The 23,074-nt window shown below is 39.4% G+C and carries 23 protein-coding genes and 2 tRNA genes; 22 read left to right on the top strand and 3 right to left on the bottom strand.

What is annotated here, in order from left to right:
* The first annotated feature begins 312 nt into the window (after positions 1 to 312).
* The 9 genes from PCY09_RS07150 to PCY09_RS07110 all read left to right on the top strand — a co-directional run bounded on the left by PCY09_RS07150 (position 313) and on the right by PCY09_RS07110 (position 7,720).
* Positions 313 to 1,926 (top strand): CTP synthase, encoded by a 1,614-nt coding sequence (locus PCY09_RS07150; protein ID WP_061594157.1) that lies wholly within the window; start codon positions 313 to 315, stop codon positions 1,924 to 1,926.
* 70 nt (positions 1,927 to 1,996) lie between these two features.
* Positions 1,997 to 2,407, top strand: a complete 411-nt coding sequence (locus PCY09_RS07145) for a GyrI-like domain-containing protein (protein ID WP_045634062.1) — start codon at positions 1,997 to 1,999, stop codon at positions 2,405 to 2,407.
* 144 nt (positions 2,408 to 2,551) lie between these two features.
* Positions 2,552 to 2,637, top strand: a tRNA-Leu gene (locus tag PCY09_RS07140).
* Between the two features lie 176 nt (positions 2,638 to 2,813).
* On the top strand, positions 2,814 to 3,695 hold the full coding sequence (locus PCY09_RS07135; protein WP_045634061.1) for a class II fructose-bisphosphate aldolase: 882 nt from the start codon (positions 2,814 to 2,816) through the stop codon (positions 3,693 to 3,695).
* Between the two features lie 285 nt (positions 3,696 to 3,980).
* On the top strand, positions 3,981 to 4,973 hold the full coding sequence (locus PCY09_RS07130; RefSeq protein ID WP_061586319.1) for an ATP-binding cassette domain-containing protein: 993 nt from the start codon (positions 3,981 to 3,983) through the stop codon (positions 4,971 to 4,973).
* A 1-nt stretch (position 4,974) separates the two neighbouring features.
* Positions 4,975 to 5,793: an ABC-2 family transporter protein gene (locus PCY09_RS07125; protein WP_061586320.1), complete on the top strand. Its 819-nt coding sequence runs from the start codon at positions 4,975 to 4,977 to the stop codon at positions 5,791 to 5,793.
* A 1-nt stretch (position 5,794) separates the two neighbouring features.
* Positions 5,795 to 6,580, top strand: a complete 786-nt coding sequence (locus PCY09_RS07120) for an ABC transporter permease (RefSeq protein WP_061593373.1) — start codon at positions 5,795 to 5,797, stop codon at positions 6,578 to 6,580.
* A gap of 100 nt (positions 6,581 to 6,680) precedes the next feature.
* Positions 6,681 to 6,753, top strand: a tRNA-Thr gene (locus PCY09_RS07115).
* A gap of 184 nt (positions 6,754 to 6,937) precedes the next feature.
* Entirely contained in the window at positions 6,938 to 7,720 is a 783-nt protein-coding gene (locus PCY09_RS07110) for a hypothetical protein (protein WP_227250311.1), read from the top strand.
* A 194-nt stretch (positions 7,721 to 7,914) separates the two neighbouring features.
* Here the strand turns inward: PCY09_RS07110 and PCY09_RS07105 are convergent, their stop codons facing one another.
* Complete coding sequence (locus tag PCY09_RS07105) at positions 7,915 to 8,178, bottom strand: SemiSWEET family transporter (RefSeq protein ID WP_002902394.1); 264 nt, start codon at positions 8,176 to 8,178, stop codon at positions 7,915 to 7,917.
* A 272-nt stretch (positions 8,179 to 8,450) separates the two neighbouring features.
* Between PCY09_RS07105 and PCY09_RS07100 the strand changes: the two genes are divergently transcribed.
* From PCY09_RS07100 to PCY09_RS07050, 11 genes are all read left to right on the top strand, one after another.
* Entirely contained in the window at positions 8,451 to 8,897 is a 447-nt protein-coding gene (locus tag PCY09_RS07100) for a LytTR family DNA-binding domain-containing protein (RefSeq protein ID WP_060970823.1), read from the top strand.
* Between the two features lie 5 nt (positions 8,898 to 8,902).
* Complete coding sequence (locus tag PCY09_RS07095) at positions 8,903 to 9,571, top strand: membrane protein (protein ID WP_045634056.1); 669 nt, start codon at positions 8,903 to 8,905, stop codon at positions 9,569 to 9,571.
* 126 nt (positions 9,572 to 9,697) lie between these two features.
* Complete coding sequence (gene rpmB / locus PCY09_RS07090; protein ID WP_001140948.1) at positions 9,698 to 9,886, top strand: 50S ribosomal protein L28; 189 nt, start codon at positions 9,698 to 9,700, stop codon at positions 9,884 to 9,886.
* Between the two features lie 174 nt (positions 9,887 to 10,060).
* Positions 10,061 to 10,426: an Asp23/Gls24 family envelope stress response protein gene (locus PCY09_RS07085; RefSeq protein ID WP_012130778.1), complete on the top strand. Its 366-nt coding sequence runs from the start codon at positions 10,061 to 10,063 to the stop codon at positions 10,424 to 10,426.
* A 2-nt stretch (positions 10,427 to 10,428) separates the two neighbouring features.
* Positions 10,429 to 12,093, top strand: a complete 1,665-nt coding sequence (locus PCY09_RS07080) for a DAK2 domain-containing protein (RefSeq protein ID WP_012130777.1) — start codon at positions 10,429 to 10,431, stop codon at positions 12,091 to 12,093.
* Between the two features lie 247 nt (positions 12,094 to 12,340).
* Positions 12,341 to 13,216 (top strand): ABC transporter ATP-binding protein, encoded by an 876-nt coding sequence (locus PCY09_RS07075; protein ID WP_060553905.1) that lies wholly within the window; start codon positions 12,341 to 12,343, stop codon positions 13,214 to 13,216.
* A 10-nt stretch (positions 13,217 to 13,226) separates the two neighbouring features.
* Entirely contained in the window at positions 13,227 to 13,961 is a 735-nt protein-coding gene (locus PCY09_RS07070) for an ABC transporter permease (protein ID WP_008809645.1), read from the top strand.
* A gap of 4 nt (positions 13,962 to 13,965) precedes the next feature.
* Positions 13,966 to 15,066 (top strand): sensor histidine kinase, encoded by a 1,101-nt coding sequence (locus tag PCY09_RS07065; protein WP_060553906.1) that lies wholly within the window; start codon positions 13,966 to 13,968, stop codon positions 15,064 to 15,066.
* Positions 15,063 to 15,662, top strand: coding sequence for a DNA-binding response regulator (locus PCY09_RS07060; RefSeq protein ID WP_125397160.1), 600 nt, complete (start codon positions 15,063 to 15,065; stop codon positions 15,660 to 15,662). Before PCY09_RS07065 ends, PCY09_RS07060 begins: the two co-directional genes overlap by 4 nt.
* Before the next feature lie 345 nt (positions 15,663 to 16,007).
* Positions 16,008 to 16,895 (top strand): SPFH domain-containing protein, encoded by an 888-nt coding sequence (locus tag PCY09_RS07055; protein ID WP_008809642.1) that lies wholly within the window; start codon positions 16,008 to 16,010, stop codon positions 16,893 to 16,895.
* 115 nt (positions 16,896 to 17,010) lie between these two features.
* Positions 17,011 to 17,229 (top strand): hypothetical protein, encoded by a 219-nt coding sequence (locus tag PCY09_RS07050; protein ID WP_008809641.1) that lies wholly within the window; start codon positions 17,011 to 17,013, stop codon positions 17,227 to 17,229.
* 281 nt (positions 17,230 to 17,510) lie between these two features.
* On the opposite strand, the gene PCY09_RS07045 is transcribed toward PCY09_RS07050, so the two are convergent.
* Both PCY09_RS07045 and PCY09_RS07040 read right to left on the bottom strand, forming a co-directional pair.
* On the bottom strand, positions 17,511 to 18,251 hold the full coding sequence (locus tag PCY09_RS07045; protein ID WP_060553908.1) for an amino acid ABC transporter ATP-binding protein: 741 nt from the start codon (positions 18,249 to 18,251) through the stop codon (positions 17,511 to 17,513).
* Positions 18,248 to 19,813 carry an ABC transporter substrate-binding protein/permease gene (locus PCY09_RS07040; RefSeq protein WP_060553909.1) on the bottom strand — a complete coding sequence of 522 codons (1,566 nt, stop codon included), beginning with the start codon at positions 19,811 to 19,813 and terminating at the stop codon, positions 18,248 to 18,250. Before PCY09_RS07040 ends, PCY09_RS07045 begins: the two co-directional genes overlap by 4 nt.
* A 212-nt stretch (positions 19,814 to 20,025) precedes the next feature.
* On the opposite strand from PCY09_RS07040, the gene PCY09_RS07035 reads away from it, so the two are divergent.
* Positions 20,026 to 22,017: a DUF2207 domain-containing protein gene (locus tag PCY09_RS07035; protein WP_260468548.1), complete on the top strand. Its 1,992-nt coding sequence runs from the start codon at positions 20,026 to 20,028 to the stop codon at positions 22,015 to 22,017.
* A gap of 88 nt (positions 22,018 to 22,105) precedes the next feature.
* Complete coding sequence (locus tag PCY09_RS07030) at positions 22,106 to 22,954, top strand: undecaprenyl-diphosphate phosphatase (protein WP_082307403.1); 849 nt, start codon at positions 22,106 to 22,108, stop codon at positions 22,952 to 22,954.
* The last annotated feature ends 120 nt before the right edge of the window (positions 22,955 to 23,074 follow it).

Genomic DNA, 23,074 nt, shown 5'->3' with positions numbered 1-23,074 from the left:
AATCAGTGCTACGAAATTATTTTTAAAAATTAGAACGATCTAGTCCTATTTAGCGGAGTCTATACCCTATGTAGAACTTAAACTACATGTCCTCATGTCGATAAAAAAGAGATGAAAACTGACTGAAAATATTTGACAATTTTTCAGGTTTGCGATATCATACTGTTCGGGCACCTCTTTTAGAGGTCAGAGCTTCCTGTTTTCAGGGAGCTATTTTTCTTTTCCAGACAGATTATGGGAAATCCTCCCCTAGATAAGATTCCAGTAACCTTGAGGTTGCTGGAACGAATTGTTTTATGAAAAGGAGCATGTATGTCAACTAAATACATTTTTGTCACCGGCGGTGTAGTTTCTTCTATCGGGAAAGGGATTGTGGCAGCTAGCTTGGGCCGGCTTTTGAAGAATCGGGGTCTCAAGGTTACGATTCAGAAGTTTGATCCTTATATCAATATTGATCCTGGTACCATGAGCCCTTACCAGCATGGGGAAGTGTTTGTCACAGATGATGGAGCTGAGACGGATCTGGATTTGGGACATTATGAGCGTTTTATCGACATCAATCTCAATAAATACTCCAATGTCACTACTGGTAAAATCTATAGCGAAGTCCTGCGCAAGGAGCGTAAAGGCGAGTATCTGGGAGCGACGGTCCAAGTCATTCCGCATATTACAGATGCACTCAAGGACAAGATTAAGCGGGCAGCACGGACGACGGACTCGGATGTGATTATCACAGAGGTCGGAGGCACAGTTGGAGACATCGAGTCTCTTCCTTTCTTAGAAGCTTTGCGCCAGATGAAGGCGGATGTTGGAGCAGACAATGTCATGTATATCCATACAACCCTCCTGCCCTATCTCAAGGCAGCCGGCGAAATGAAGACCAAGCCAACTCAGCATTCTGTAAAAGAATTGCGCGGTCTGGGAATTCAGCCAAATATGCTGGTTATTCGGACAGAACAACCAGTTGGACAAAACATCAAAAATAAACTAGCTCAATTCTGTGATGTAGCGCCTGAGGCGGTCATTGAGTCACTAGATGTGGAGCATCTTTACCAAATTCCTCTCAATTTGCAGGCCCAAAAAATGGACCAAATCGTTTGCGACCATCTGAAGCTGGATGTGCCGGCAGCGGATATGACGGAGTGGTCAGCTATGGTAGAAAAAGTGATGAACTTGAAAAAGCAGGTTCATATTGCTCTGGTTGGTAAGTATGTTGAGTTACCAGATGCTTATATTTCAGTTGTCGAAGCGCTCAAGCATGCAGGTTATGCCAATGATGCGGAGGTTAAGATTGACTGGATTGATGCGAATCAGGTAACAGCCGAAAACGCAGCTGAGCTTCTTGGAAATGCGGATGGGATTATCGTTCCGGGCGGCTTTGGCCAGAGGGGAACCGAGGGTAAGATTGAGGCAATCCGCTATGCGCGTGAGCAGGATGTACCTATGTTAGGGATTTGCTTGGGTATGCAGCTGACCTGTGTCGAATTCGCCCGTCACGTCCTAGGTCTGGCAGATGCCAACTCAGCGGAGCTCAATCCAGACACACCATTTCCAATTATTGACCTCATGCGTGATCAGATTGATGTCGAAGACTTGGGTGGAACGCTGAGGTTGGGGCTCTATCCTTCTAAGCTTAAGCGTGGCTCTAAGGCTGCAGCAGCTTACGACCATCAAGAAGTCGTACAGCGCCGTCACCGTCATCGCTATGAGTTTAACAATGCTTTTCGCGAGAAGTTTGAGGCAGCTGGATTTGTATTTTCTGGAGTCTCACCAGACAATCGCTTGGTAGAAATAGTGGAAATCCCAGAAAATAAATTCTTCGTGGCCTGTCAATACCACCCAGAGCTCTCCAGCCGACCGAACCGACCTGAAGGTCTTTATACGGCTTTTGTCACTGCAGCGGTAGAAAAGAGTCAGGAGAGATAGACTTGCTTTATCTGACCTAAGCGACTTTTCTAGAGAAATGTTATAATGAAAAGCAAAAGGAGGGAAGAAGATGTTTTTGAAAATTTTGGCCAGTATTCGTACTAATAATTTTCAAGATGAGCATTGTGTAGAAAAAATCCAAGCTCTCTGGCAGGAACAAGAGGGAGCTGTGAAAGAAGCTTTTGCCAAAGGGGAACCGGTATATGCCGTCTATCATGACTATGCTAGTGATTACAAAGGAGACTACAGTCTCTCTATCTGTCGTTTGACAGATGGGGACATCTATGATTTTGATACATCCGAGCAGACCTATCAAGTATTTGAGGCTGATAAGGAGGATCCGCAAGCGATTCTTCATGCTTGGCAGAGGATTTGGCAGGCAGAAGAAACAGGTGATCTTCATCGAGATTACACTATTGACTTTGAAAAATACGATCCCGACCAAACTGTGGCTGTCTTTGTTGCGACTCAGCAGCACTAAGTTTTCTGTGTTCCTGCATTAGCTTCATTTTCGCTTAGATTTCCTAGCCTTGTTGATTGAGTAGAAAGTTGATTTTTTGAAATAAAGTCAAAAATTTTCTTGACAAGCCTTAGCTGTCCTGTTATACTAGTAAGGTACTCAATCGCGGGGATGGCGGAATTGGCAGACGCGCAGGACTAAGGATCCTGTGACCGCTTTAGGTCGTGAGGGTTCAAGTCCCTCTCTCCGCATCAAGTAAGCTGGCTTCGGTCAGCTTTTTCTTTTTGCAATAGATACGCTTAAAAAGGTTAAGAGTCTCCCTGTAATTCTTTAAAATTTCAGGAAAAACTAGCAATTTTAATGAAAAAGTGATAAAATAAACAATGTAAGTGGTTTAACCACAAAAAATAAGAGGAGGCCTGATATAATGGCAATCGTTTCAGCAGAAAAATTTGTCCAAGCAGCTCGTGACAATGGTTATGCAGTTGGTGGATTTAATACAAACAACCTTGAATGGACTCAAGCTATCCTGCGCGCGGCAGAAGCTAAAAAAGCTCCAGTTTTGATCCAAACTTCTATGGGTGCTGCTAAGTACATGGGTGGATACAAGGTATGTAAATCTCTCATTGAAAACCTTGTAGAATCAATGGGTATTACTGTACCAGTTGCAATTCACTTGGACCACGGTCACTACGAAGATGCGCTTGAATGTATTGAAGTTGGCTATACTTCTATCATGTTTGACGGTTCACACCTTCCAGTAGAAGAAAACCTTAAGTTGGCTAAGGAAGTTGTTGAAAAAGCACACGCTAAAGGTATCTCAGTGGAAGCTGAAGTTGGTACTATCGGTGGTGAAGAAGACGGTATCATCGGTAAAGGTGAATTGGCTCCAATCGAAGATGCTAAAGCAATGGTTGAAACTGGAATTGACTTCTTGGCGGCTGGTATCGGTAACATCCACGGACCATACCCAGCAAACTGGGAAGGTCTTGACCTTGACCACTTGAAGAAATTGACAGAAGCTCTTCCAGGATTCCCAATCGTATTGCACGGTGGTTCAGGTATTCCTGACGACCAAATCCAAGCAGCTATCAAACTTGGTGTTGCAAAAGTTAACGTAAACACTGAGTGCCAAATCGCATTTGCAAACGCAACACGTCAATTTGTACGTGAATACGATGCGAACGAAGCAGAATACGACAAGAAAAAACTCTTCGACCCACGTAAATTCTTGAAACCAGGTTTCGAAGCAATTACTGCAGCTGTTGAAGAACGTATCGACGTATTCGGTTCAGAAGGTAAAGCTTAATCTAGCTGAACAATACAGATGAAACCTGCCTATGAGGGCAGGTTTTTTTGGTGTTTTAAGGAAACGATTAAACCAGAATTTTTGATTAAAAGTATTATTTTAAGTGAGAAATCTCTAATTTTACAATTTGTAGGCAAACGCTTGCATTCCGTTTTTTATTGGACTATAATAGGCTGGTATAAAGCCTTCAGTAATAATAACCTTGAGAAGGTGTAGAAAGTAAGGATTTAGAATATTTGTAGTCAAAAATACAACGTTGCTATTCCTTGCGATAGGGAGAAGTATATGGCAATGATAGAAGTGGAACATCTTCAGAAAAATTTTGTGAAGACAGTCAAGGAACCTGGTTTGAAGGGAGCTTTACGCTCCTTTATTCATCCTGAAAAGCAGACCTTTGAAGCGGTCAAAGATTTGACTTTTGAAGTTCCCAAAGGGCAGATTTTAGGTTTTATTGGGGCAAATGGTGCTGGGAAGTCGACAACCATCAAAATGCTGACAGGAATTTTAAAACCGACATCTGGTTTTTGTCGGATTAACGGCAAGATTCCTCAGGACAATCGTCAAGATTATGTCAAGGATATTGGAGTTGTCTTTGGGCAAAGAACCCAGCTATGGTGGGATTTGGCCCTGCAAGAGACCTACACGGTCTTAAAAGAGATTTACGATGTGCCAGACTCGCTCTTCCATAAGCGCATGGATTTTTTGAATGAAGTCTTGGATTTGAAGGAATTTATCAAGGATCCCGTGCGGACTCTTTCACTTGGACAACGGATGCGGGCGGACATTGCGGCTTCCTTACTTCATAATCCCAAGGTTCTCTTTTTAGATGAACCAACCATTGGGTTGGACGTTTCGGTCAAGGACAATATTCGTCGGGCTATCACCCAGATTAATCAGGAGGAAGAAACAACCATTCTCTTGACCACTCATGACCTGAGCGACATTGAGCAACTCTGTGATCGGATTTTTATGATTGACAAGGGGCAGGAGATTTTTGATGGAACGGTTAACCAGCTCAAGGAAACCTTTGGCAAGATGAAGACTCTCTCCTTTGAACTACTACCAGGTCAAAGTCACCTCGTTTCTCACTATGAAGATTTTTCGGATATGACCATTGATAGACAAGGAAACAGTCTCAATATTGAATTCGATAGTTCCCGCTACCAGTCGGCTGATATTATCAAGCAAACCCTGTCTGATTTTGAAATTCGTGATTTGAAGATGCTAGATACGGATATTGAGGATATTATCCGTCGCTTCTATCGAAAGGAGCTCTAAGATGGTCAAATTGTGGAGACGTTACAAACCCTTTATCAATGCAGGGGTTCAGGAGTTGATTACCTATCGAGTCAACTTTCTTCTTTATCGGATTGGCGATGTTATGGGAGCTTTTGTAGCTTTCTATCTCTGGAAGGCTGTCTTTGATTCCTCGCAAGAGTCTTTGATTCAGGGCTTCAGTATGGCGGATATCACCCTCTACATTATCATGAGTTTTGTGACTAATCTTTTGACTAGGTCGGATTCTTCCTTTATGATTGGTGATGAGGTCAAGGATGGTTCCATTATCATGCGCTTGTTGCGACCAGTGCATTTTGCGGCATCTTATCTCTTTACGGAGCTTGGATCCAAGTGGTTGATTTTTATCTCTGTTGGACTGCCATTTTTAAGTGTTATTGTATTGATGAAAATCTTATCTGGGCAAGGGGGTGTAGAAGTACTGGGATTAACCATCCTTTATCTCTTTAGCTTAACCCTAGCCTACCTGATCAACTTTTTCTTTAATATCTGCTTTGGTTTTTCAGCTTTTGTGTTTAAAAATCTATGGGGTTCCAATTTACTCAAGACTTCCATAGTGGCCTTTATGTCTGGGAGTTTGATTCCCTTGGCATTCTTTCCTAAGGTTGTTTCAGATATTTTATCCTTCTTGCCTTTCTCATCTTTGATCTACACTCCAGTCATGATCATTGTTGGGAAATACGATACCAGTCAGATTCTTCAAGCGCTTTTGCTTCAGTTCTTCTGGCTCTTAGTGATGGTGGGCTTGTCTCAGTTGATTTGGAAACGAGTCCAGTCCTTCATTACCATTCAGGGAGGTTAGTATGAAAAAATATCAACGCATGCATCTGATTTTTATCAGACAATATATCAAGCAAATCATGGAATACAAGGTCGATTTTGTGGTTGGTGTGCTAGGAGTTTTTCTGACCCAAGGCTTGAACCTCTTGTTTCTCAATGTCATCTTTCAACACATCCCCTCGCTAGAAGGCTGGACTTTTCAAGAAATTGCCTTTATCTATGGTTTTTCCTTGATTCCCAAGGGACTGGACCATCTCTTTTTTGACAATCTCTGGGCACTAGGTCAACGCTTAGTCCGAAAAGGGGAATTTGATAAGTATCTAACTCGTCCTATCAATCCTCTCTTTCATATCCTAGTCGAGACCTTTCAGATTGATGCCTTGGGCGAACTATTGGTCGGTGGAATTTTACTAGCGACAACAGTATCAAGCATTGCTTGGACTCTTCCAAAATTCCTGCTTTTTCTAGTCTGTATCCCCTTTGCGACCTTGATTTATACTTCCTTGAAAATCGCGACAGCCAGTATCGCTTTTTGGACCAAACAGTCAGGCGCCATGATTTACATTTTCTATATGTTTAATGATTTTGCTAAGTACCCAATTTCCATTTACAATTCGCTTCTTCGTTGGTTGATTAGCTTTATCATCCCTTTCGCCTTTACGGCCTACTATCCTGCCAGCTATTTCTTGCAGGACAAGGATGTGCTCTTTAATATCGGTGGTTTGATTCTAATTTCCCTTATCTTCTTTGTCATTTCTTTGAAACTATGGGACAGGGGCTTAGATGCCTACGAAAGTGCAGGTTCGTAAGTTTAAGAGACTCAAAGCCTTGTCTCAGGACAGGCTTTTTCTAATGGTGATGAAAATTTCTTGACATCTATTTTCAGAGTGCTATACTAAAGAGGTAATCGCCGATTTAGCTCAGTTGGTAGAGCAACGCACTCGTAACGCGTAGGTCACAGGTTCGATCCCTGCAATCGGCATCAAATGATACATTGAAAAGCCTGTTGTGACGGGCTTTTTTTGATGTTATATTACTTTTTTGTACAAAAAATTATAATAGTTTTCAATTCACATATGGTTAATATAATAACAGATTGTATTTGCTGTGAATTTGTAGTAGAATAGAGTAAAGAAAAGTTTAATTCTATAGGAGGTAGTGTGAATATGAAAAACACTAAATTATTGTTAATTCTTGTGATAGCTAGTTCGATGTTGGTCGCTTGCAGTTCAAATATTACGTCAGATACTTCTGATTCATCTAAAAATAATCCAAAAGTAGAAACAAAATCTACATCAGAAACTGAAGAAGGAAATTCAGACTCATCAAGTAAAAAGGATAGTGTTGTAGATATTATGAATAGAGTTGCTGAGAATTCAAAATCCACAGATGAAATTTACGTTACAGGCGATGTTACTGTAGGTGAGAAAGGGGATGTTAAAGCTGGGATTTATGATTTGGAAATCACGGGAGGCTCAGGTAATATAACTGGAGACAGGAAGAAAGTCGACTTGCTTTTCATTAATTGGGTAGCAGGAGCCCCAGGATCTTCTTTTGATTTTCCTTCAAAAATTAGATTGATTTTATTTGACGGAGATATACTACATTTTAGTAATATTTCAAAAATCAAATTTAATGCGGTACCTACTAAAGTGCAGACGAGCAATGAGTTAGGGATTGGTGAATATATAGTAGGTCGTGATATTAAACCTGGTACATATAAGTTAAGTACAAATATGAATATGGACCCTCAATTTGATAATTTAGGTTGGGAAGTCAGAATTTATAATGATTTAACTAGATCGACTAAGGAACAAAGGTTGGCTCCTGGGAATCTCGATGTTGCTGTGAAGCTTGAAGAGGGAGAAATTATTTCGACAAGCTTTGATAATACTGATCATGATATATCTAGCGATGAAGCCAGATTGATTTTTACTGAATTAAATTGAGAAGTTTACTGAATTTTAAATAATAAAAGCCTTATTTGAACTTCAAATTTATTTTATATTCTGGGTTAATTCGTCAAAATTTATTGAGTATGAAATTTCTATAGTATCCTTAATTTTTTAATAGTTGTCAATGTAAACTATCAAAAGAAAACCAGCAACTTTTTCATGGGTTGCTGGTTTTGTTTATATAATTTTTATAAAGAAGTAAGAAAAGTTAGACCGCCTAATATCACTCCCGCCGCATTGGGAATGATAAGGATCCAGTCTTTTTTAGGTTCTTTGGTCCAACCATAGATTACCCAAATTAAACAAGAAACTGCTGCGAATAGTGGTTGGAATGGTTGAGCTTTTTCTCCTTGCAAGTTAGCGATAATTTGTGGAATATATGCAATAAAGACAAGAATCCCAATAAAAGCTCCAATAGATCCGACAAAGCGATTAATTTTTTGTTTAGACATATAGTACCTCCTGAAGTACTATTATATCAGAAGGAAAAAAGTTTTCAAATTCGTTTGATCATAAAATAAGACAGATATTCAATATGTGTAAGTCGTGCTTTTATACTAAACGAATCTATTGGAGAGTCTAGGATGAGAAATCAAATTTGCTTAACATCTTTTGAGAAGGGTAAGCAACCACTTAGTTATCAAAAATAACCACTTACTGAAAATGCCTTGTTTCTTTTTTGAAAATTGTTATAATGAAGTCAGAAGCAAGGAAAGGAGTGGCTATGAAGATTAGGATTGAGCTTGATACAGATATGGCAGAAACTGAAGTCGTTATCCGAACGGCTCAATATGGTGAAGAGGTGGCTCGGATTCAAGCAGCTCTTGAACAAGCCAACCGTCAACCGATAGCTTTCTATAAGGATACAAGTGAATATTTTGTCGATTTGAAGAATATTTTATTTTTTGAAACGGATGCTACCAAAATTTATGCTCATAGCAGGGATGATGCTTATGAAGTCAAATTGAAGCTATACGAATTAGAAGAGAGACTTCCGGTATATTTCTGTCGCATTTCAAAGTCTACTATTGCCAATACCAAGGCTATTTACGCTTTGGATAAATCATTTTCGGGAACCAGTACTATTCAATTTTATGATACACATAAACAAGTGCACGTTTCCCGACACTATTATCAAATTTTAAAAGAAAAGTTAAACGAAACGAGGTAATTTTCATGAAAAAAACATTGATTGGAATTCTCTTCCTTGGACTAGCAGCATTGGTTTTATTCCAAGGGCAGTTTGGATTTCCTTATTTGAATATTAATATTTGGACTCTTGCAGTGATTGCCGGCTTTGCTTATTTTTCAATTGAGAACTTTTTGAAGCGAAATATGGCTGCTGGTTTTATATTTGGTTACATTGCTTTAGTTATCGCAAATAGTCACTACCACTTCTTGCAAATTTCGAGTGGTACCTTGTTTGCTGCTAGTGTTTTAGCTTGTATTGGTTTAAGCTTGATTCTAAAACCTAAGACGATTTGGCCATCTAGTCGTTTTTGGAAGGAAAAAGCCTTGTCTACTAAAGAAGGCGAAATAGCATTTGGAACTGGGACACGCTATATTCATTCAGAGAATTTCACATATGAAAAAATAGATTGTTCTTTTGGCAGTGCTTCTGTATATTTTGATAATGCGACTATTTTGGGAGAGTCTGCAACCTTCGAGGTAGACTTATCTTTTGGTAACGTGACTCTGTATGTTCCAAGTAAGTGGCGAGTAGAAATTGAAGTAGATAATGCCTTTGGTTCTGTTACTAATCCTCGCAATGTCAACGAGAAAGAAAAGACTTTGTATGTTAGAGGTGACGTTGCTTTTGGTTCTTTAAAGATTATATATATTTAAGAAAACGGATTAATTTCGAAAGTTTGGAGAAATGTACTTGTCAAACGTCAAGTTTTTTGGTAATATAGGAAGGTATGTGGTGCTAGCACATCCGTAATATTAGATCTAATAGGAGGAAACACGAAAATGGCTAAAGTATGTTACTTTACTGGTCGTAAGACTGTATCAGGAAACAACCGCTCTCACGCGATGAACCAAACAAAACGCGCTGTTAAACCAAATCTTCAAAAAGTTACTGTTTTGATCGACGGTAAACCTAAAAAAGTTTGGGCTTCAGCTCGTGCCCTTAAATCAGGTAAAGTTGAACGCGTTTAATTAATAAGGTAAAGGAGCCTATCAGGCTCTTTTTCTTTGGAATTGTAAAAGAGAAAAGTTTGGATGTGTTTTGCTATGCTAATTGTTGATTTTCTAAGTTATTCCCGCCCTTCTCTTTTACAGCCTGTCTAAAATATGGTAAAATAAACTATAAAAACTATCGAGGTACATGTCATGACTGTAAAAATCAATACAAAAGATGGCCAAATCGAGCTGACTGATGACGTCATTGCAACAATTGTTGGCGGAGCAGCGACTGAGATTTTTGGCGTAGTAGGTATGGCTAGCAAGAATGCAATTAAAGACAACTTCCAAGCTCTTTTAGGTAAAGAGAATTACGCAAAAGGTGTTGTTGTGAGAACCACAGAAGAAGGAAGCATTGCAGTTGATGTTTTTGCAGTACTTAGTTACGGAACAAAGATTAGTGAAGTTTCAAAAAACATTCAAGAGCGCGTGAAATTTAGCTTAGAAAATCAACTAGGCATCACAGCACAAACAGTAAATGTCTATATTCAAAATATCAAGGTCGTAGGAGAATAATCGTGACAAATATTACAACTAGTTTATTTCAAGAAATGGTGCAGGCAGCATCAACTCGTCTGAATAAACAAGCCGAATATGTGAATTCTTTAAATGTCTTTCCTGTTCCAGACGGTGACACAGGGACCAATATGGGAATGACTATTGAAAATGGTGCAAAGGAAGTTTCTAGCAAGTCAGCTTCTACAGTGGGTGAAGTAGCTAGTATTTTTGCCAAAGGCCTCTTGATGGGTGCTCGTGGTAACTCTGGGGTTATTACTTCTCAGCTCTTCCGTGGTTTTTCACAAAGTGTGAAAGAAAAAGAGGAATTAGACGGACATGATTTGGCGCATGCTTTTCAGTCAGGTGTAGAAGTTGCATATAAGGCTGTCATGAAGCCAGTTGAAGGAACTATTTTGACAGTTTCTCGTGGTGCAGCAATCGGAGCCAAGAAAAAAGCAGAAGAATCAGATGATGCTGTTGAGGTTATGAAGGCAGCGCTTGAAGGTGCTAAAACTGCTTTGGCTAAAACACCAGATATGTTACCAGTTTTAAAAGAAGTTGGTGTCGTTGATTCAGGTGGTCAAGGCTTGGTCTTCATTTATGAAGGTTTCTTATCTGCTTTGACAGGTGAGTACATTGCCTCTGAGGACTTCCAAGCAACCCCTGCTACTATGAGTGAAATGATCAATGCTGAACACCATAAGTCTGTTGCAGGTCATGTTGCGACAGAAGATATTAAGTTTGGCTATTGTACAGAAATTATGGTTGCTTTGAAGCAAGGTCCAACTTATGTAAAAGACTTTGACTATGATGAATTCCGCAACTACCTAAACGAGCTTGGGGATTCTTTGTTGGTCGTTAATGATGATGAAATTGTAAAAGTCCATGTCCATACAGAAGATCCAGGCCTTGTTATGCAAGAAGGACTTAAGTATGGTAGCCTAGTCAAGGTGAAAGTGGATAATATGCGGAACCAGCATGAAGCGCAAGTTGAAAAAGAAGAAAATGCAGCAAAACCAGCTCAAGAAAAAGAATATGCCATCATTGCCGTCGTAGCGGGTGATGGACTAGCAGAAATCTTTAAGGCGCAAGGTGTTGACTACATTATCTCTGGTGGTCAAACGATGAATCCGTCAACAGAAGATTTCATCAAGGCCGTTGAGCAGGTCAATGCTCGCAATATCATTATCTTGCCAAATAATAAGAATATTTTCATGGCTGCCCAGTCAGCTGCAGAAGTCTTGGAACAACCAGCAGCTGTCATCGAAACACGTACAATTCCACAAGGTTTGACAAGCTTACTTGCCTTTGACGAAAGTAAATCAATTGAAGAAAACCATGATCGCATGACAGCTTCTCTGTCAGATGTTGTTAGTGGTAGCGTGACGACTGCTGTCCGTGACACAACGATTGATGGACTTGAGATTCATGAAAATGACAATCTAGGAATGGTTGATGGAAAAATTGTTGTATCTAATCCAGATATGTTTGCGACCTTGACTCAAACCTTTGAAAAGATGCTAGATGAGGACAGTGAAATTGTTACAATCTACATTGGTGAAGAAGGGGATGAAGACTTGGCCAATAACCTGGCTCAAGATCTGATGGAAAAATATGAAGATGTAGAAGTTGAAATCCATCAAGGAAATCAACCGGTTTATCCATACCTCTTTAGTGTAGAATAATCTATTATTTATTTAATAAGTAGAGATCGGAAAATTTCCGGTCTTTTTTTATGTCATGACATTTGTCATATCAGCTAGTGACAAAATCAACTAGTAGGAAAAATTTCTTTGCCTTATAATATAGTTAACAACATGATAAAAGGTTGCTGTAAAAATTCAAAAAGCATTTGGTCTTTATTCTTATTCCGGCTTTGGAAAAATAAAGGAAAGATGCACAGACGCTTTATCGAATCAAAGGAGGAGCAAAATGGAACTGATTGAAGTAAAGAAGCTTTCAAAAAGCATTCACGGTAAGGAGATTTTAAAGGATATTTCGTTTGAAATCTCCCAAGGTGACTGTGTGGCCTTGATTGGTCCCAACGGAGCAGGGAAAACGACTCTCATGGATTGTTTGCTGGGCGATAAGTTTCTGACAGCGGGTGAAGCAAGGATTCAGGGACTCAAACCAACTGATAATCATCTCAAGCAGTCGGTAGCGATTTTACCACAAGAAAATACAGTGGTGGAGGATTTGAAGGTCAAGGAACTTTTGACTTTCTTCCAAGCAATTTATCCAAATAGTTTATCCAATCAAGAAATTGATGATTTGTTGCAATTTACAGACAAGCAAAAGAATCAGTTGGCCAGCAAGCTATCTGGTGGACAAAAACGTCTCTTCTCTTTTGTTCTGAGTCTGATTGGCCGTCCTAAGATTCTGTTCTTGGACGAACCGACTTCAGCTATGGACACCTCCACTCGTCAGCATTTCTGGGAAATTATTGATCAGCTCAAGAAGCAGGGAGTGACCATCGTCTACTCCTCTCACTATATCGAAGAAGTTGAGCATACAGCAGACAGGATCTTGGTGTTGCACAAGGGTGAGTTGATTCGGGATACAACGCCTTATGCTATGCGCAGTGAGGAGCAGGAAAAACACTTTACCTTGCCACTGACTTATCAGTCTGTGCTGGAAAAGCTGGATAATGTGACTGATTTAGAAATCAAGCAAAAGGCTTTATCTTTTGCTACTAGGGATGCTGGACAGGTCTGGCAGGTTCTTCAGGAAAACGGCTGTACAATCGAAGAGATTGAAGTACGTAACCGTACCCTCTTGGATAGTATTTTTGAAACGACACAAGAATAGGAGAGTAATCATGAAAAATATGGCAAGTCTTATGAAGATTGAGTTGATTTTGATGAAACGGCAGGCTGCTTATTATCTCTTGTCTATTGGTCTGCCCAGCGTCTTTTACCTGATTTTCTCAGGAATGATGTCTGGAAGTGATACGCCTGAACCTGTGCTTCGAGGTTACCTCTTCTCTATGACTCTTTTTAGTATCATGTCTAGTGCCTTCTTTAGCATTCCAAGCACTTTGCAGTCTGATAAAAATAATAACTGGCAAAAAATGATTCAGCACTCGCCAATTTCTATGGTAAAATATTATATATCAAAGCTCTGTAGTACGCTGTTGACTTTTATGCTTTCTATCATCGTAGTCTTCTCGATTGGGCATTTTGTTCGCGGGGTTAATCTGCCAATGGTGGACTGGCTTCTTATTGCCTTGATCCTTCTGGTAGGAAGTGTGGTCTTTATTGCCATGGGGGTATTGGTCAGTCTCTTGCCAAGTGCTCAGCTCATGTCTGTAGTGGGCAATATCGTCTATATGGCACTGGCTGTTCTAGGAGGTCTATGGTTCCCTCTGACTATGTTTCCAAAATGGCTCCAGCCAATTGGTAAGTTGACACCAAGTTATCAACTGATGCAGGTCGTGTCTTCTTATCTAGAACACCATCAGTTTAATGGCAAGGCAGCTTTGATTGTTCTGATTTATACGGTTTTGGTTAGCATTCTTGTGCTACAACTCAAAAAGCGAATTGAGGTAAAATAAAACCATGTGGGAAAAACTTAAACGAGTCCACTATATGTTTCATATTGCGCTGGTTTTTATCATCTTTCCAGTGGCGGGAGCGATTAGCGGGGAATACCCGCTTTTCCTCTTGATGTGGACAGCTATTTTTGTTACGGCTTATTATGCAGTCTTGTTAAGTAACCATCGCCTTATCCAGTTTCTTTCTTGGTGGTTCTTGGTGGCTTACATCTATTATGGTTCTGTCTGGTTAAATGGAGGGTTTACTTGGTACATTTTTTATCTATCCAATCTGCTCATTTATGAATTAGATGATATTTCCTTTAAATCCTGGCGTTTTTTGACCTTTGTCGCCTTGCAGCCTGCTATTGTGATAACTAATTATTTGATGGGGAATTTTGGCCCAGCAGAGCTACTCTTCTTTATTGTAACCTTTCTCTTTTCGGATGGTTTGACTTTTGGTCTCTATCGAATTCAAACTACAGAGCGAATCAAGGAAGAAAAGGTCAAGCAAAATGCCCAGCTGAATCTTTTTATGGCAGAAAATGAGCGCAATCGGATTGGTCGTGACTTACATGATAGTCTAGGACATACCTTTGCTATGCTCAGTGTTAAGGCGGAGCTAGCTCAGCAGTTTTTGCAGATGGAAGCTTACGATAAGGCAGCAAAAGAACTGCAGGAAGTGCAAGAGATTAGTAAGAAGTCTATGGCTGATGTTCGACGGATTATAAATAATCTAAAGGAGCGAACTCTGGATGAAGAACTAGTGACCATTCGAGCTATGCTTGAGATGAGCGGTATTCAGGTAGAAATAGATAATCAACTCAATGTTGCCAGTATCCCACCGAGTCAGCAGTCAACGATTAGTATGATCTTACTGGAGGCGGCGACCAATATCATTAAGCATGCCCAAGCTAAAAAGAGCTGGTTTTCTTTAGTGAAGAAAGACGACAAACTTGTTTTGGACATTCGAGATGATGGTTGTGGTTTTCAAAAACTAACTGGTCAGGAGTTGCATAGCATTCGAGAGCGATTAGTTACTATGTCAGGAAGGGTCGAGATTCTTAGCAGTAAGAACCCGACACAAGTTCGAATAGAATTACCATACGGAGGGAAGGAAGCATGAAACTTTTGTTAGCAGAAGATCAAAGTATGCTGAGAGATGCTCTAGCTCAGCTCTTGCAGTTGCAGCTAGATGTTGAAGAAGTCTATCAGGCAGAGGATGGGCAGAAAGCTATCGATTGTCTCAAGTCAGAAAATCTTGATGTAGCAGTTTTGGATGTGGAAATGCCCAACAAAACTGGACTAGATGTTCTCGAATGGGTCAAGGCTAATCGACCCAACATCAAGGTCATCATCGTCACAACCTTCAAGCGACCGGGCTACTTTGAGCGAGCTGTTAAGGCGGATGTAGATGCCTATGTGCTCAAAGAGCGCAGCATTGCGGATTTGATGAAGACCATCCATACCGTTCTAGATGGGCAAAAGGAATATTCGCCGGAATTGATGGAGGTGCTAATGACCAGTAGGAATCCTCTCTCTCAGCAGGAGAGGCTAGTCCTGCAAGCTGCGGCGACTGGCCTGTCCAATAAAGAAATTGCTGAAAAACTCTACCTGTCAAATGGAACGGTTCGTAACTATATGTCGGCTATTTTGACCAAGCTAGATGCTGAAAATCGAACAGAAGCAGTCCGAATCGGGCAAGAGAAAGGTTGGTTATAAGATCTCGGTTAAAAAAGAAGGTGTCAGATGAATAGCCTTTTGATATTGAACCTTGTCATAGGCATATATCTAAAAGTAAATAGGTTGAATCCTCTAATCCTGTAAGTTCAGAGAATAGCTGACAGGATTTTTTGTTGAAGAAAAAATGCCCATTTCCTTTAGTTATAAAAAGGAAGAGAGTTTCCAAATCACTTTGAAAATATTTTTCTTTTTTGTTGATTTTTCTTTGCTCTCATTTTTGCCTTATGCTATAATACATTCTATAAAAACATGATTTAAAAGGTAGAGTTTAAGCCGTTTCAAGACAGTTTAAAACCCTTTGAATCAAAAAAGGAGAAACACATTATGGGAATTGTTATTCTATTGGTTGTCATCTTTTTAGCTATTTTATTGCTAATAAGTTCCATTTATGTTGTTAGACAACAATCCGTTGCCATTATTGAACGGTTTGGTCGCTACCAAAAGACAAGTTCAAGTGGTATGAACTTCCGTATTCCTTTTGGAATTGATAAAATTGCAGCGCGTGTTCAATTACGTTTGTTACAAAGTGATATCGTCGTTGAAACAAAAACGCAAGATAATGTATTTGTTACGATGAATGTTGCGACACAGTATCGAGTAAATGAAAATAACGTTACAGATGCCTATTACAAGCTGATGCGTCCTGAGTCACAAATTAAGTCATATATTGAAGATGCCTTGCGTTCTTCTGTTCCTAAATTGACCCTCGATGAGCTCTTTGAAAAGAAAGATGAAATCGCACTTGAAGTTCAAAAACAAGTGGCTGAAGAAATGTCTACTTATGGATACATCATCGTTAAAACATTGATTACAAAAGTTGAACCAGATGCAGAAGTTAAGCAGTCTATGAATGAAATCAATGCTGCTCAAAGAAAGCGTGTCGCTGCTCAAGAATTGGCTGAAGCGGACAAGATCAAAATCGTTACTGCTGCTGAGGCTGAGGCTGAAAAAGATCGTCTGCACGGGGTTGGTATAGCCGAGCAACGGAAGGCTATTGTTGATGGTTTAGCAGATTCTATTAAAGAGTTGAAGGGTGCCAATGTAGAGTTAACGGAAGAACAGATTATGTCTATTTTGTTGACCAACCAATACCTTGATACACTGAATAATTTTGCAGATAAACAGGGAAATAATACAATCTTCCTGCCAGCAAATCCTGATGGAGTTGAGAGTATTCGGACTCAAATTTTATCTGCTTTAAAAGCTAAATAGAAGTTATCAGAATATTCTGAAATATTTAATTTCCGTTTACTATCTTGTTCTTATTGACAAATCAACTAAAAAGCTTTAGAATTAAATATCGATAATAATTAGATAGGAGAACGAAATGGCAAAAACAAGTTTTGAAAAAGTAGAAGCAGTCGTAGGTTGGGTTCGTGAAAAAAAATTAACAGGTTACCGTATCAGTAAAGAGACAACAGCCCGCGAAATGTCTATTATTGCTCTAGCTCAAGGTCGTGCTCAAGTTAAAAATATCTCATTTGAAACAGCTCTTAGTTTGATTGACTTTTATGATAAAAACCACGATAAGTATGAAGATAAATAAGGAGTAGGCATAGCCTACTCCTTTGTTTATTTACACAATAACAAACATTTTTCTTCAACTGTTTTTAAGGTTACGTGTTCGTTTGTAGATAAAAGTTTGGAGAAATTATCCAATAAGTCTAAAAATGAATGGCTTTGTCTTTAAACTAGACATTCAAAATGCAAGTTATTTGAAAGTTAAATAGTTTGATTTAAAAATGAATAAAAACACAGAATGAATATCTACCATTCTGTGTTTTTTAGTTGGTCGTTAAGTTAGAACTTATTAGGTATTTTTTTAGATTATTTAAGATAGCGTTGAAGGAATTCTCTGGTACGTTCTTCCTTTGGCTGAGTGAAGATAATTTCAGGTTTAGCTTCTTCAGCAATGACTCCCTTGTCCATAAAGATGACTCGATGCGAGACATCTCGAGCAAATTCCATTTCATGGGTAACGACGATCATGGTTAGGCCTTCTTGAGCCAATTCTTTCATGATCTTTAAGACTTCGCCAACCATTTCAGGGTCCAAGGCAGAGGTCGGCTCATCAAAGAGAATAGCATCTGGATTCATGGATAGGGCGCGAGCGATAGCGACACGCTGCTTTTGACCACCTGACAATTGTTTAGGCTTGGCTTTCCAGTATTGTTCGCCCATGCCTACTTTTTCGAGATTTTCTTTAGCAATCTTCTCTGCTTCAGATCGTTCGCGTTTGAGGACAGTTGTTTGGGCAACGATTGTATTTTCTAAGACATTTAGATTTTCAAATAGATTGAAAGATTGGAAAACCATTCCTAGTTTTTCACGATAGTGCGTTAAATCATAATTTGGTTCAAGGACATTTTGACCTTTGTAAATGATTTCTCCAGCGCTAGGTATTTCAAGTAAATTAATAGAGCGAAGGAAGGTTGATTTCCCACTTCCAGAGCTTCCGATAATGGAAATAACTTCTCCCTTGCGAACGGTGAGTGAAATATCTTTTAGGACTTGATTTTCACCGTAGGACTTTTTCAAGTGTTTGATTTCTAAAATTGTTTCTGTCATGGTTTCAATTCTCCCGTCTGCATTTGATTGGCTCCGGTGGTGTAGCTATCAGTATCAAAACGATGCTCAACATAACGAAGGATTCGGGTTACTGTAAATGTCAGAACAAAGTAGATAACGGCGATGATGGTGAAGGTTTGGAAATACTTGTAGGTTTGAGTCGCTATGGTATTTCCAGAGAAGTAGAGCTCTACTACAGAAATAACATTCAGTACGGAAGTATCTTTAATATTGATGACAAATTCATTCCCTGTAGCTGGTAGAATGTTGCGAATGACTTGTGGTAACACGATTTTTCTCATGGTTTGTCCGTGGGTCATGCCAAGAGCAGTAGCAGCTTCAAATTGTCCTTTATCAACAGCGAAAATTCCTCCACGTACGATCTCACTCATATACGCACCGGTGTTAATGGAAACGATAAAAATAGCAGCAATTGTTCTGTCGATTGAAATACCAAATGCTTGGGCAGAACCGTAGTAGATGACCATGGATTGAACAATCATCGGTGTACCGCGGAAGATTTCAATGTAGACATTTAGGAACCAGCCAAATAGTTTTTGTAAAATAGCAAGAGCTTTATTTTTTGATGTTGGAGCAGTACGGAAAACTCCAATGAGAAGTCCAATCAATAAACCTGTGATGGTTCCTGTGATAGAGATGAGTAAAGTTAAGCCCGCGCCTCTAAGAAATTGAGGCCAATTTTCTTGCCAAATCTTTGTGACTTCTTTTAAAAAGTTTTGTTTTTCTTTGGCAGGTGTTTTTTCTACAGGCTGTTTCTTGATCATCTCATCCATTAACTTCACTTGGTCTTGAGAGCTAATTTTAGAGATCGCTTCATTGACTTTTGCCATTCGTTGATCATCTTTTTGCATCCCAATTGCGATGGAAGCATCTTCTTTTCCAACCTCGAAGCCTTTTTTGAATTGAATCATCTTAAAGGATGAATTGGCTGCTTCTGCTGTCAAAGCTTCTGGACGTTCAGAGATGTAGCCATCTATCACTCCAGATTCGAGGGCTTGGCGCATTTGAGCAAAATCCCCCATTGCAGTTTCTTGTTTAGCTCCCTTGAGTTGCGAAATCAGATTGTAGAGGTAAACTCCTTGTTGGGAGGTGATTTTAGCTCCCTTAAAATCATCCAGTGTTTTGGCTTGGGCATACGCTCCATTTTTTTGGACAAGAACAACTGGTTCGCTGGTATAGTAACTGTTAGAGAAGGCAATTTCTTTCTTTCTCTCTTCAGTTGGGCTCATACCTGCAATAATCATATCGATCTTTCCGGAGGTCAAAGCGGGAATTAATCCATTCCAAGATGTTTTAACAATGAGGGGCTTTTTCCCAAGTTCTTTTGCGATTTTTTTTGCCACTTGAACATCGTAGCCATTGGCATATTGGTTGGTGCCATCTATTTTGACAGCGCCGTTTGAATCATCGTCTTGGGTCCAGTTAAAGGGGGCATAGGCAGCCTCCATTCCAATTCGAAGGTATTCATCCGCCTGAACAATCTGGCTGGCGCCAAAAGTCAGCAGAATCAAAGATAAGATGCTAAAAAATATCTTTTTCATGGGTTCTCCTATCTATCATGTTAAAAAGTAAGTTCTTTCTATTGTACAAGAAAATGTCCTTCTTTTCAATCTTAGAAAGTCTCTATAAGAAAAAAATGATATAATGAGATGAAAATGAAGCCGAGGAATTGATGCTAATTGAATAGTAGGATAGCTGACCTCCTAGCTTCTTTTCGATAATAATTCCTGAATGTGCATGAGGATAAGTGGAATTGGCAGTATATAAAGATGCTTCCGAGGGAAGTGCTAGTGATGATGTTGAAGGAATAGAATGGAGAATATACGTGAAAAAAAGATTACTATTCATTATATCCATCTTGTTTTTGGTGACTTTACTGATACCTTTTAGGGGTAAGGCGGCTGAAATTGACAGTCGAATTGAACAATACAATGGGAGATTGGAAGTCCATCAAGACAATACAGCAACTTTTATCGAAGAAGTGACCTATGTCTATGATGATCCCTACAACGGTCAATACATTACCCTAGGGCAGGCGGGAAAGGTGCCCTCGAATTTTGAAATAGAATCTAACCCTGTGGTAGAAATTGAGACGAATGGCAAAACTAAGGAACCGCAAAGTATTGAGGAAGTACCGATTGAAGACGGGAAAAAGCTCAAGATATATAATTCTGGAAATAGTGGGGACCGAGTTAAAATCAAAATTACTTGGCAATTAAAAAACCTTCTTTTTCTGTATCCGGATGTAGCTGAGTTAAATTGGATTCCAATTTCTGACTGGGAGGTTGGGATGGATCATGTCTCATTTGTGGTCACCTCTCAGCCGGATTCTAGTGCTCGCTTGGTTGCTCATACTGGTTTTTTCAAAAAAGATCCAGAAGTAAAGAGAATTGAAAATGGTTTTGAAGTAACTTTGGATTCTTTAGGAGCTAAACACCATTTTGAACTTCATGGTATCTGGGATCGGTCGCTTTTTAGTCAATCATTAACCAATGACGGTGGTATTACAAATAGACGGGATAGTTTTGAAAAACAGGAGCAGGACATTGTCCGAAAAACGGTCTTTTATCAGAATCTAGTTTACAAGATACTTCCGGTGGTTTTCTTAGTTATTTTTGTGATTTCTATATACTATTTGATTCGGTATTTTAAGGTGACTCGTCAAAAAACAAGCTTTTCAGATCAGGCTCGACTTTATGAAGTTCCACAAGATCTTCCACCCATGCTAGTAGCTCTAAATATCTATGATGTAGATATCGAAAAGGTAGGGCCTGTGCAAGGCAAAAAGGGGCGCCTATTATTTTCTAACTTAATTCAGGCGACCTTACTTGATCTGGTAGATAGAGGAAATCTCAAATATGTGACAGAGGGACAATCTCATCGCTTAGAGATTGTGGATTATGAAGGGATGGCAGGTTTTGAGTTGACTTTTGTGGAGATGGTATTCGGTGATAAGAGCTCCGTTGAACCAGACACGATGTTTTCTGCCTATCAGATTGACAAAAAAATTCTCAAAGGAGTTAAGGATAAGGACGACGAGGCTGAGGTTCGTAAGGAAGGGAGCGATAAAAGATATCGTTTTATCAAAGATTTACGCAAATTATCAAATGATATAAAAGAAGAAGAACAAAGACTGGGCTTGCATCCGCATTTTCGTAGTCTAAACAAGGAAGAAGAAAAAATGAGGAATCGTGGTTGCTTGCTCTATCTCTTGGTTTTTCTGCTACTAATGTTTTCTTTAATTGGATTTGGTTTCCTATTTAGGGAGTTCTTTTGGCAATATTCTTTGGGATTTTTGCTGGTCTTGATTATTGGAATTCCTTTGAATGCTTTTGTGACCAAACGTAGCGATAATCTCCTGAATGAGGATTACATTGATGAAGTGGTGGAGTGGCGGAGTTTTGCCAATATGCTTCGCGATATTGCTAAATTTGATAAAACAGAAGTTGAGGGTGTGATCCTTTGGAATCGTCTGTTGGTCTACGCTACTCTTTTTGGTTATGCAAAACGAGTCAGCAAGGTGATGAAAGTCCAAGATATTCATCTAGAAAATGAAGAGCTAGAAAGATTTGTTTTGACGGATCAAAGTCTTCATTTTGCGGGTGGTGTTGACCTGCTAAATTCCTATGTTCAAACCGCCAGTTCAGCAAGTACTTTCTCCATATCAAGTGGAAGTGATTCAGGCGGTTTTGATGGTGGTGGCTTCTCTGGTGGAGGAGGCGGAGGGGGCGGAGGCTCCTTCTAGAAATTCCCCAGTGACACAGTTTTTAATTGAATTTTTTATCGATGTTTTTTATAATTTTTAAAGTATAAAAGTAAATTTAGGAGAAAAGATGTTCTTCATTGAGATTATAAAGTCCGTTATTTTTGGAATTATCGAAGGGATTACAGAATGGTTGCCCATTTCTAGTACTGGACACCTGATTCTGGTTCAAGAGTTTATTCATTACCAAAAGCAAAATGCTGCTTTTATGGAAATGTTCAACGTGGTTATCCAGCTGGGGGCTATCTTAGCTGTTGTCTTCATTTATTTTGATAAGCTCAATCCTTTTAAACCGGATAAAACACCCCGCCAAGTTCAGAAAACATGGCAACTCTGGGCTAAAGTAGTAGTGGCTTCCTTGCCAGCAGTTATAATAGGAATTCCACTTGATAACTGGTTTGAAAAGAATTTCCATAATTTTGTTTCTGTAGCAATTATGTTGATTATTTATGGGATTGCCTTCATTCTTATAGAACGACGTAATCAGGAAGTAGAGCCGACTGTGACGAATATAGAGAAGCTTCCTTACAAAACAGCTCTCTACATAGGTTTCTTCCAAGTTTTGTCGCTCTTTCCAGGGACCAGTAGATCAGGAGCAACTATCGTAGGTGGTCTTTTAAATGGAACCAGTCGTTCTGTTGTAACAGAATTTACCTTTTTCTTAGGAATCCCAGTTATGTTTGGGGCTAGTGGTATTAAGGTTCTGAAGTTTATCCTAAAAGGAAATAGTCTTGATTTGGGTCAATTGACTCTCTTGCTGGTGGCTATGATTGTGGCCTTTGGGGTAAGTATGTATGTCATTCGATTCCTGACAGATTATGTTAAAAAACATGATTTTACCGTGTTTGGTAAATATCGGATTGGCCTAGGCACTTTATTGCTTATTTATTGGGTTTTTAAGGCTTTGTTTGCAAAATAAACCGAAAGAGTTGGGATGCCAGCTCTTTTCTTTTGAAATCAAGAAGAAGACTGACTTTAACCTTTGAAAAACATAGGGGAATTTAGTATAATGGAAGGACTAGTATGTACGAGGTAGAAC

This window comes from Streptococcus sp. SG2 (genome assembly GCF_030439925.1).
In the GTDB taxonomy this organism is placed as follows: domain Bacteria; phylum Bacillota; class Bacilli; order Lactobacillales; family Streptococcaceae; genus Streptococcus; species Streptococcus gordonii.
Note: the sequence above shows the minus strand (reverse complement) of the source record. Positions and strands in the feature narration are given on the sequence as shown.

Excerpts from the sequence above, each read along its gene's own strand:
- PCY09_RS07150 (WP_061594157.1), top strand. The coding sequence starts at position 313 with ATGTCAACTAAATACATTTTTGTCACCGGCGGTGTAGTTTCTTCTATC.
- PCY09_RS07145 (WP_045634062.1), top strand. The coding sequence starts at position 1,997 with ATGTTTTTGAAAATTTTGGCCAGTATTCGTACTAATAATTTTCAAGAT.
- PCY09_RS07135 (WP_045634061.1), top strand. The coding sequence starts at position 2,814 with ATGGCAATCGTTTCAGCAGAAAAATTTGTCCAAGCAGCTCGTGACAAT.
- PCY09_RS07130 (WP_061586319.1), top strand. The coding sequence starts at position 3,981 with ATGGCAATGATAGAAGTGGAACATCTTCAGAAAAATTTTGTGAAGACA.
- PCY09_RS07125 (WP_061586320.1), top strand. The coding sequence starts at position 4,975 with ATGGTCAAATTGTGGAGACGTTACAAACCCTTTATCAATGCAGGGGTT.
- PCY09_RS07120 (WP_061593373.1), top strand. The coding sequence starts at position 5,795 with ATGAAAAAATATCAACGCATGCATCTGATTTTTATCAGACAATATATC.
- PCY09_RS07110 (WP_227250311.1), top strand. The coding sequence starts at position 6,938 with ATGAAAAACACTAAATTATTGTTAATTCTTGTGATAGCTAGTTCGATG.
- PCY09_RS07105 (WP_002902394.1), bottom strand. The coding sequence starts at position 8,178 with ATGTCTAAACAAAAAATTAATCGCTTTGTCGGATCTATTGGAGCTTTT.
- PCY09_RS07100 (WP_060970823.1), top strand. The coding sequence starts at position 8,451 with ATGAAGATTAGGATTGAGCTTGATACAGATATGGCAGAAACTGAAGTC.
- PCY09_RS07095 (WP_045634056.1), top strand. The coding sequence starts at position 8,903 with ATGAAAAAAACATTGATTGGAATTCTCTTCCTTGGACTAGCAGCATTG.
- rpmB (WP_001140948.1), top strand. The coding sequence starts at position 9,698 with ATGGCTAAAGTATGTTACTTTACTGGTCGTAAGACTGTATCAGGAAAC.
- PCY09_RS07085 (WP_012130778.1), top strand. The coding sequence starts at position 10,061 with ATGACTGTAAAAATCAATACAAAAGATGGCCAAATCGAGCTGACTGAT.
- PCY09_RS07075 (WP_060553905.1), top strand. The coding sequence starts at position 12,341 with ATGGAACTGATTGAAGTAAAGAAGCTTTCAAAAAGCATTCACGGTAAG.
- PCY09_RS07070 (WP_008809645.1), top strand. The coding sequence starts at position 13,227 with ATGAAAAATATGGCAAGTCTTATGAAGATTGAGTTGATTTTGATGAAA.
- PCY09_RS07065 (WP_060553906.1), top strand. The coding sequence starts at position 13,966 with ATGTGGGAAAAACTTAAACGAGTCCACTATATGTTTCATATTGCGCTG.
- PCY09_RS07060 (WP_125397160.1), top strand. The coding sequence starts at position 15,063 with ATGAAACTTTTGTTAGCAGAAGATCAAAGTATGCTGAGAGATGCTCTA.
- PCY09_RS07055 (WP_008809642.1), top strand. The coding sequence starts at position 16,008 with ATGGGAATTGTTATTCTATTGGTTGTCATCTTTTTAGCTATTTTATTG.
- PCY09_RS07050 (WP_008809641.1), top strand. The coding sequence starts at position 17,011 with ATGGCAAAAACAAGTTTTGAAAAAGTAGAAGCAGTCGTAGGTTGGGTT.
- PCY09_RS07045 (WP_060553908.1), bottom strand. The coding sequence starts at position 18,251 with ATGACAGAAACAATTTTAGAAATCAAACACTTGAAAAAGTCCTACGGT.
- PCY09_RS07040 (WP_060553909.1), bottom strand. The coding sequence starts at position 19,813 with ATGAAAAAGATATTTTTTAGCATCTTATCTTTGATTCTGCTGACTTTT.
- PCY09_RS07030 (WP_082307403.1), top strand. The coding sequence starts at position 22,106 with ATGTTCTTCATTGAGATTATAAAGTCCGTTATTTTTGGAATTATCGAA.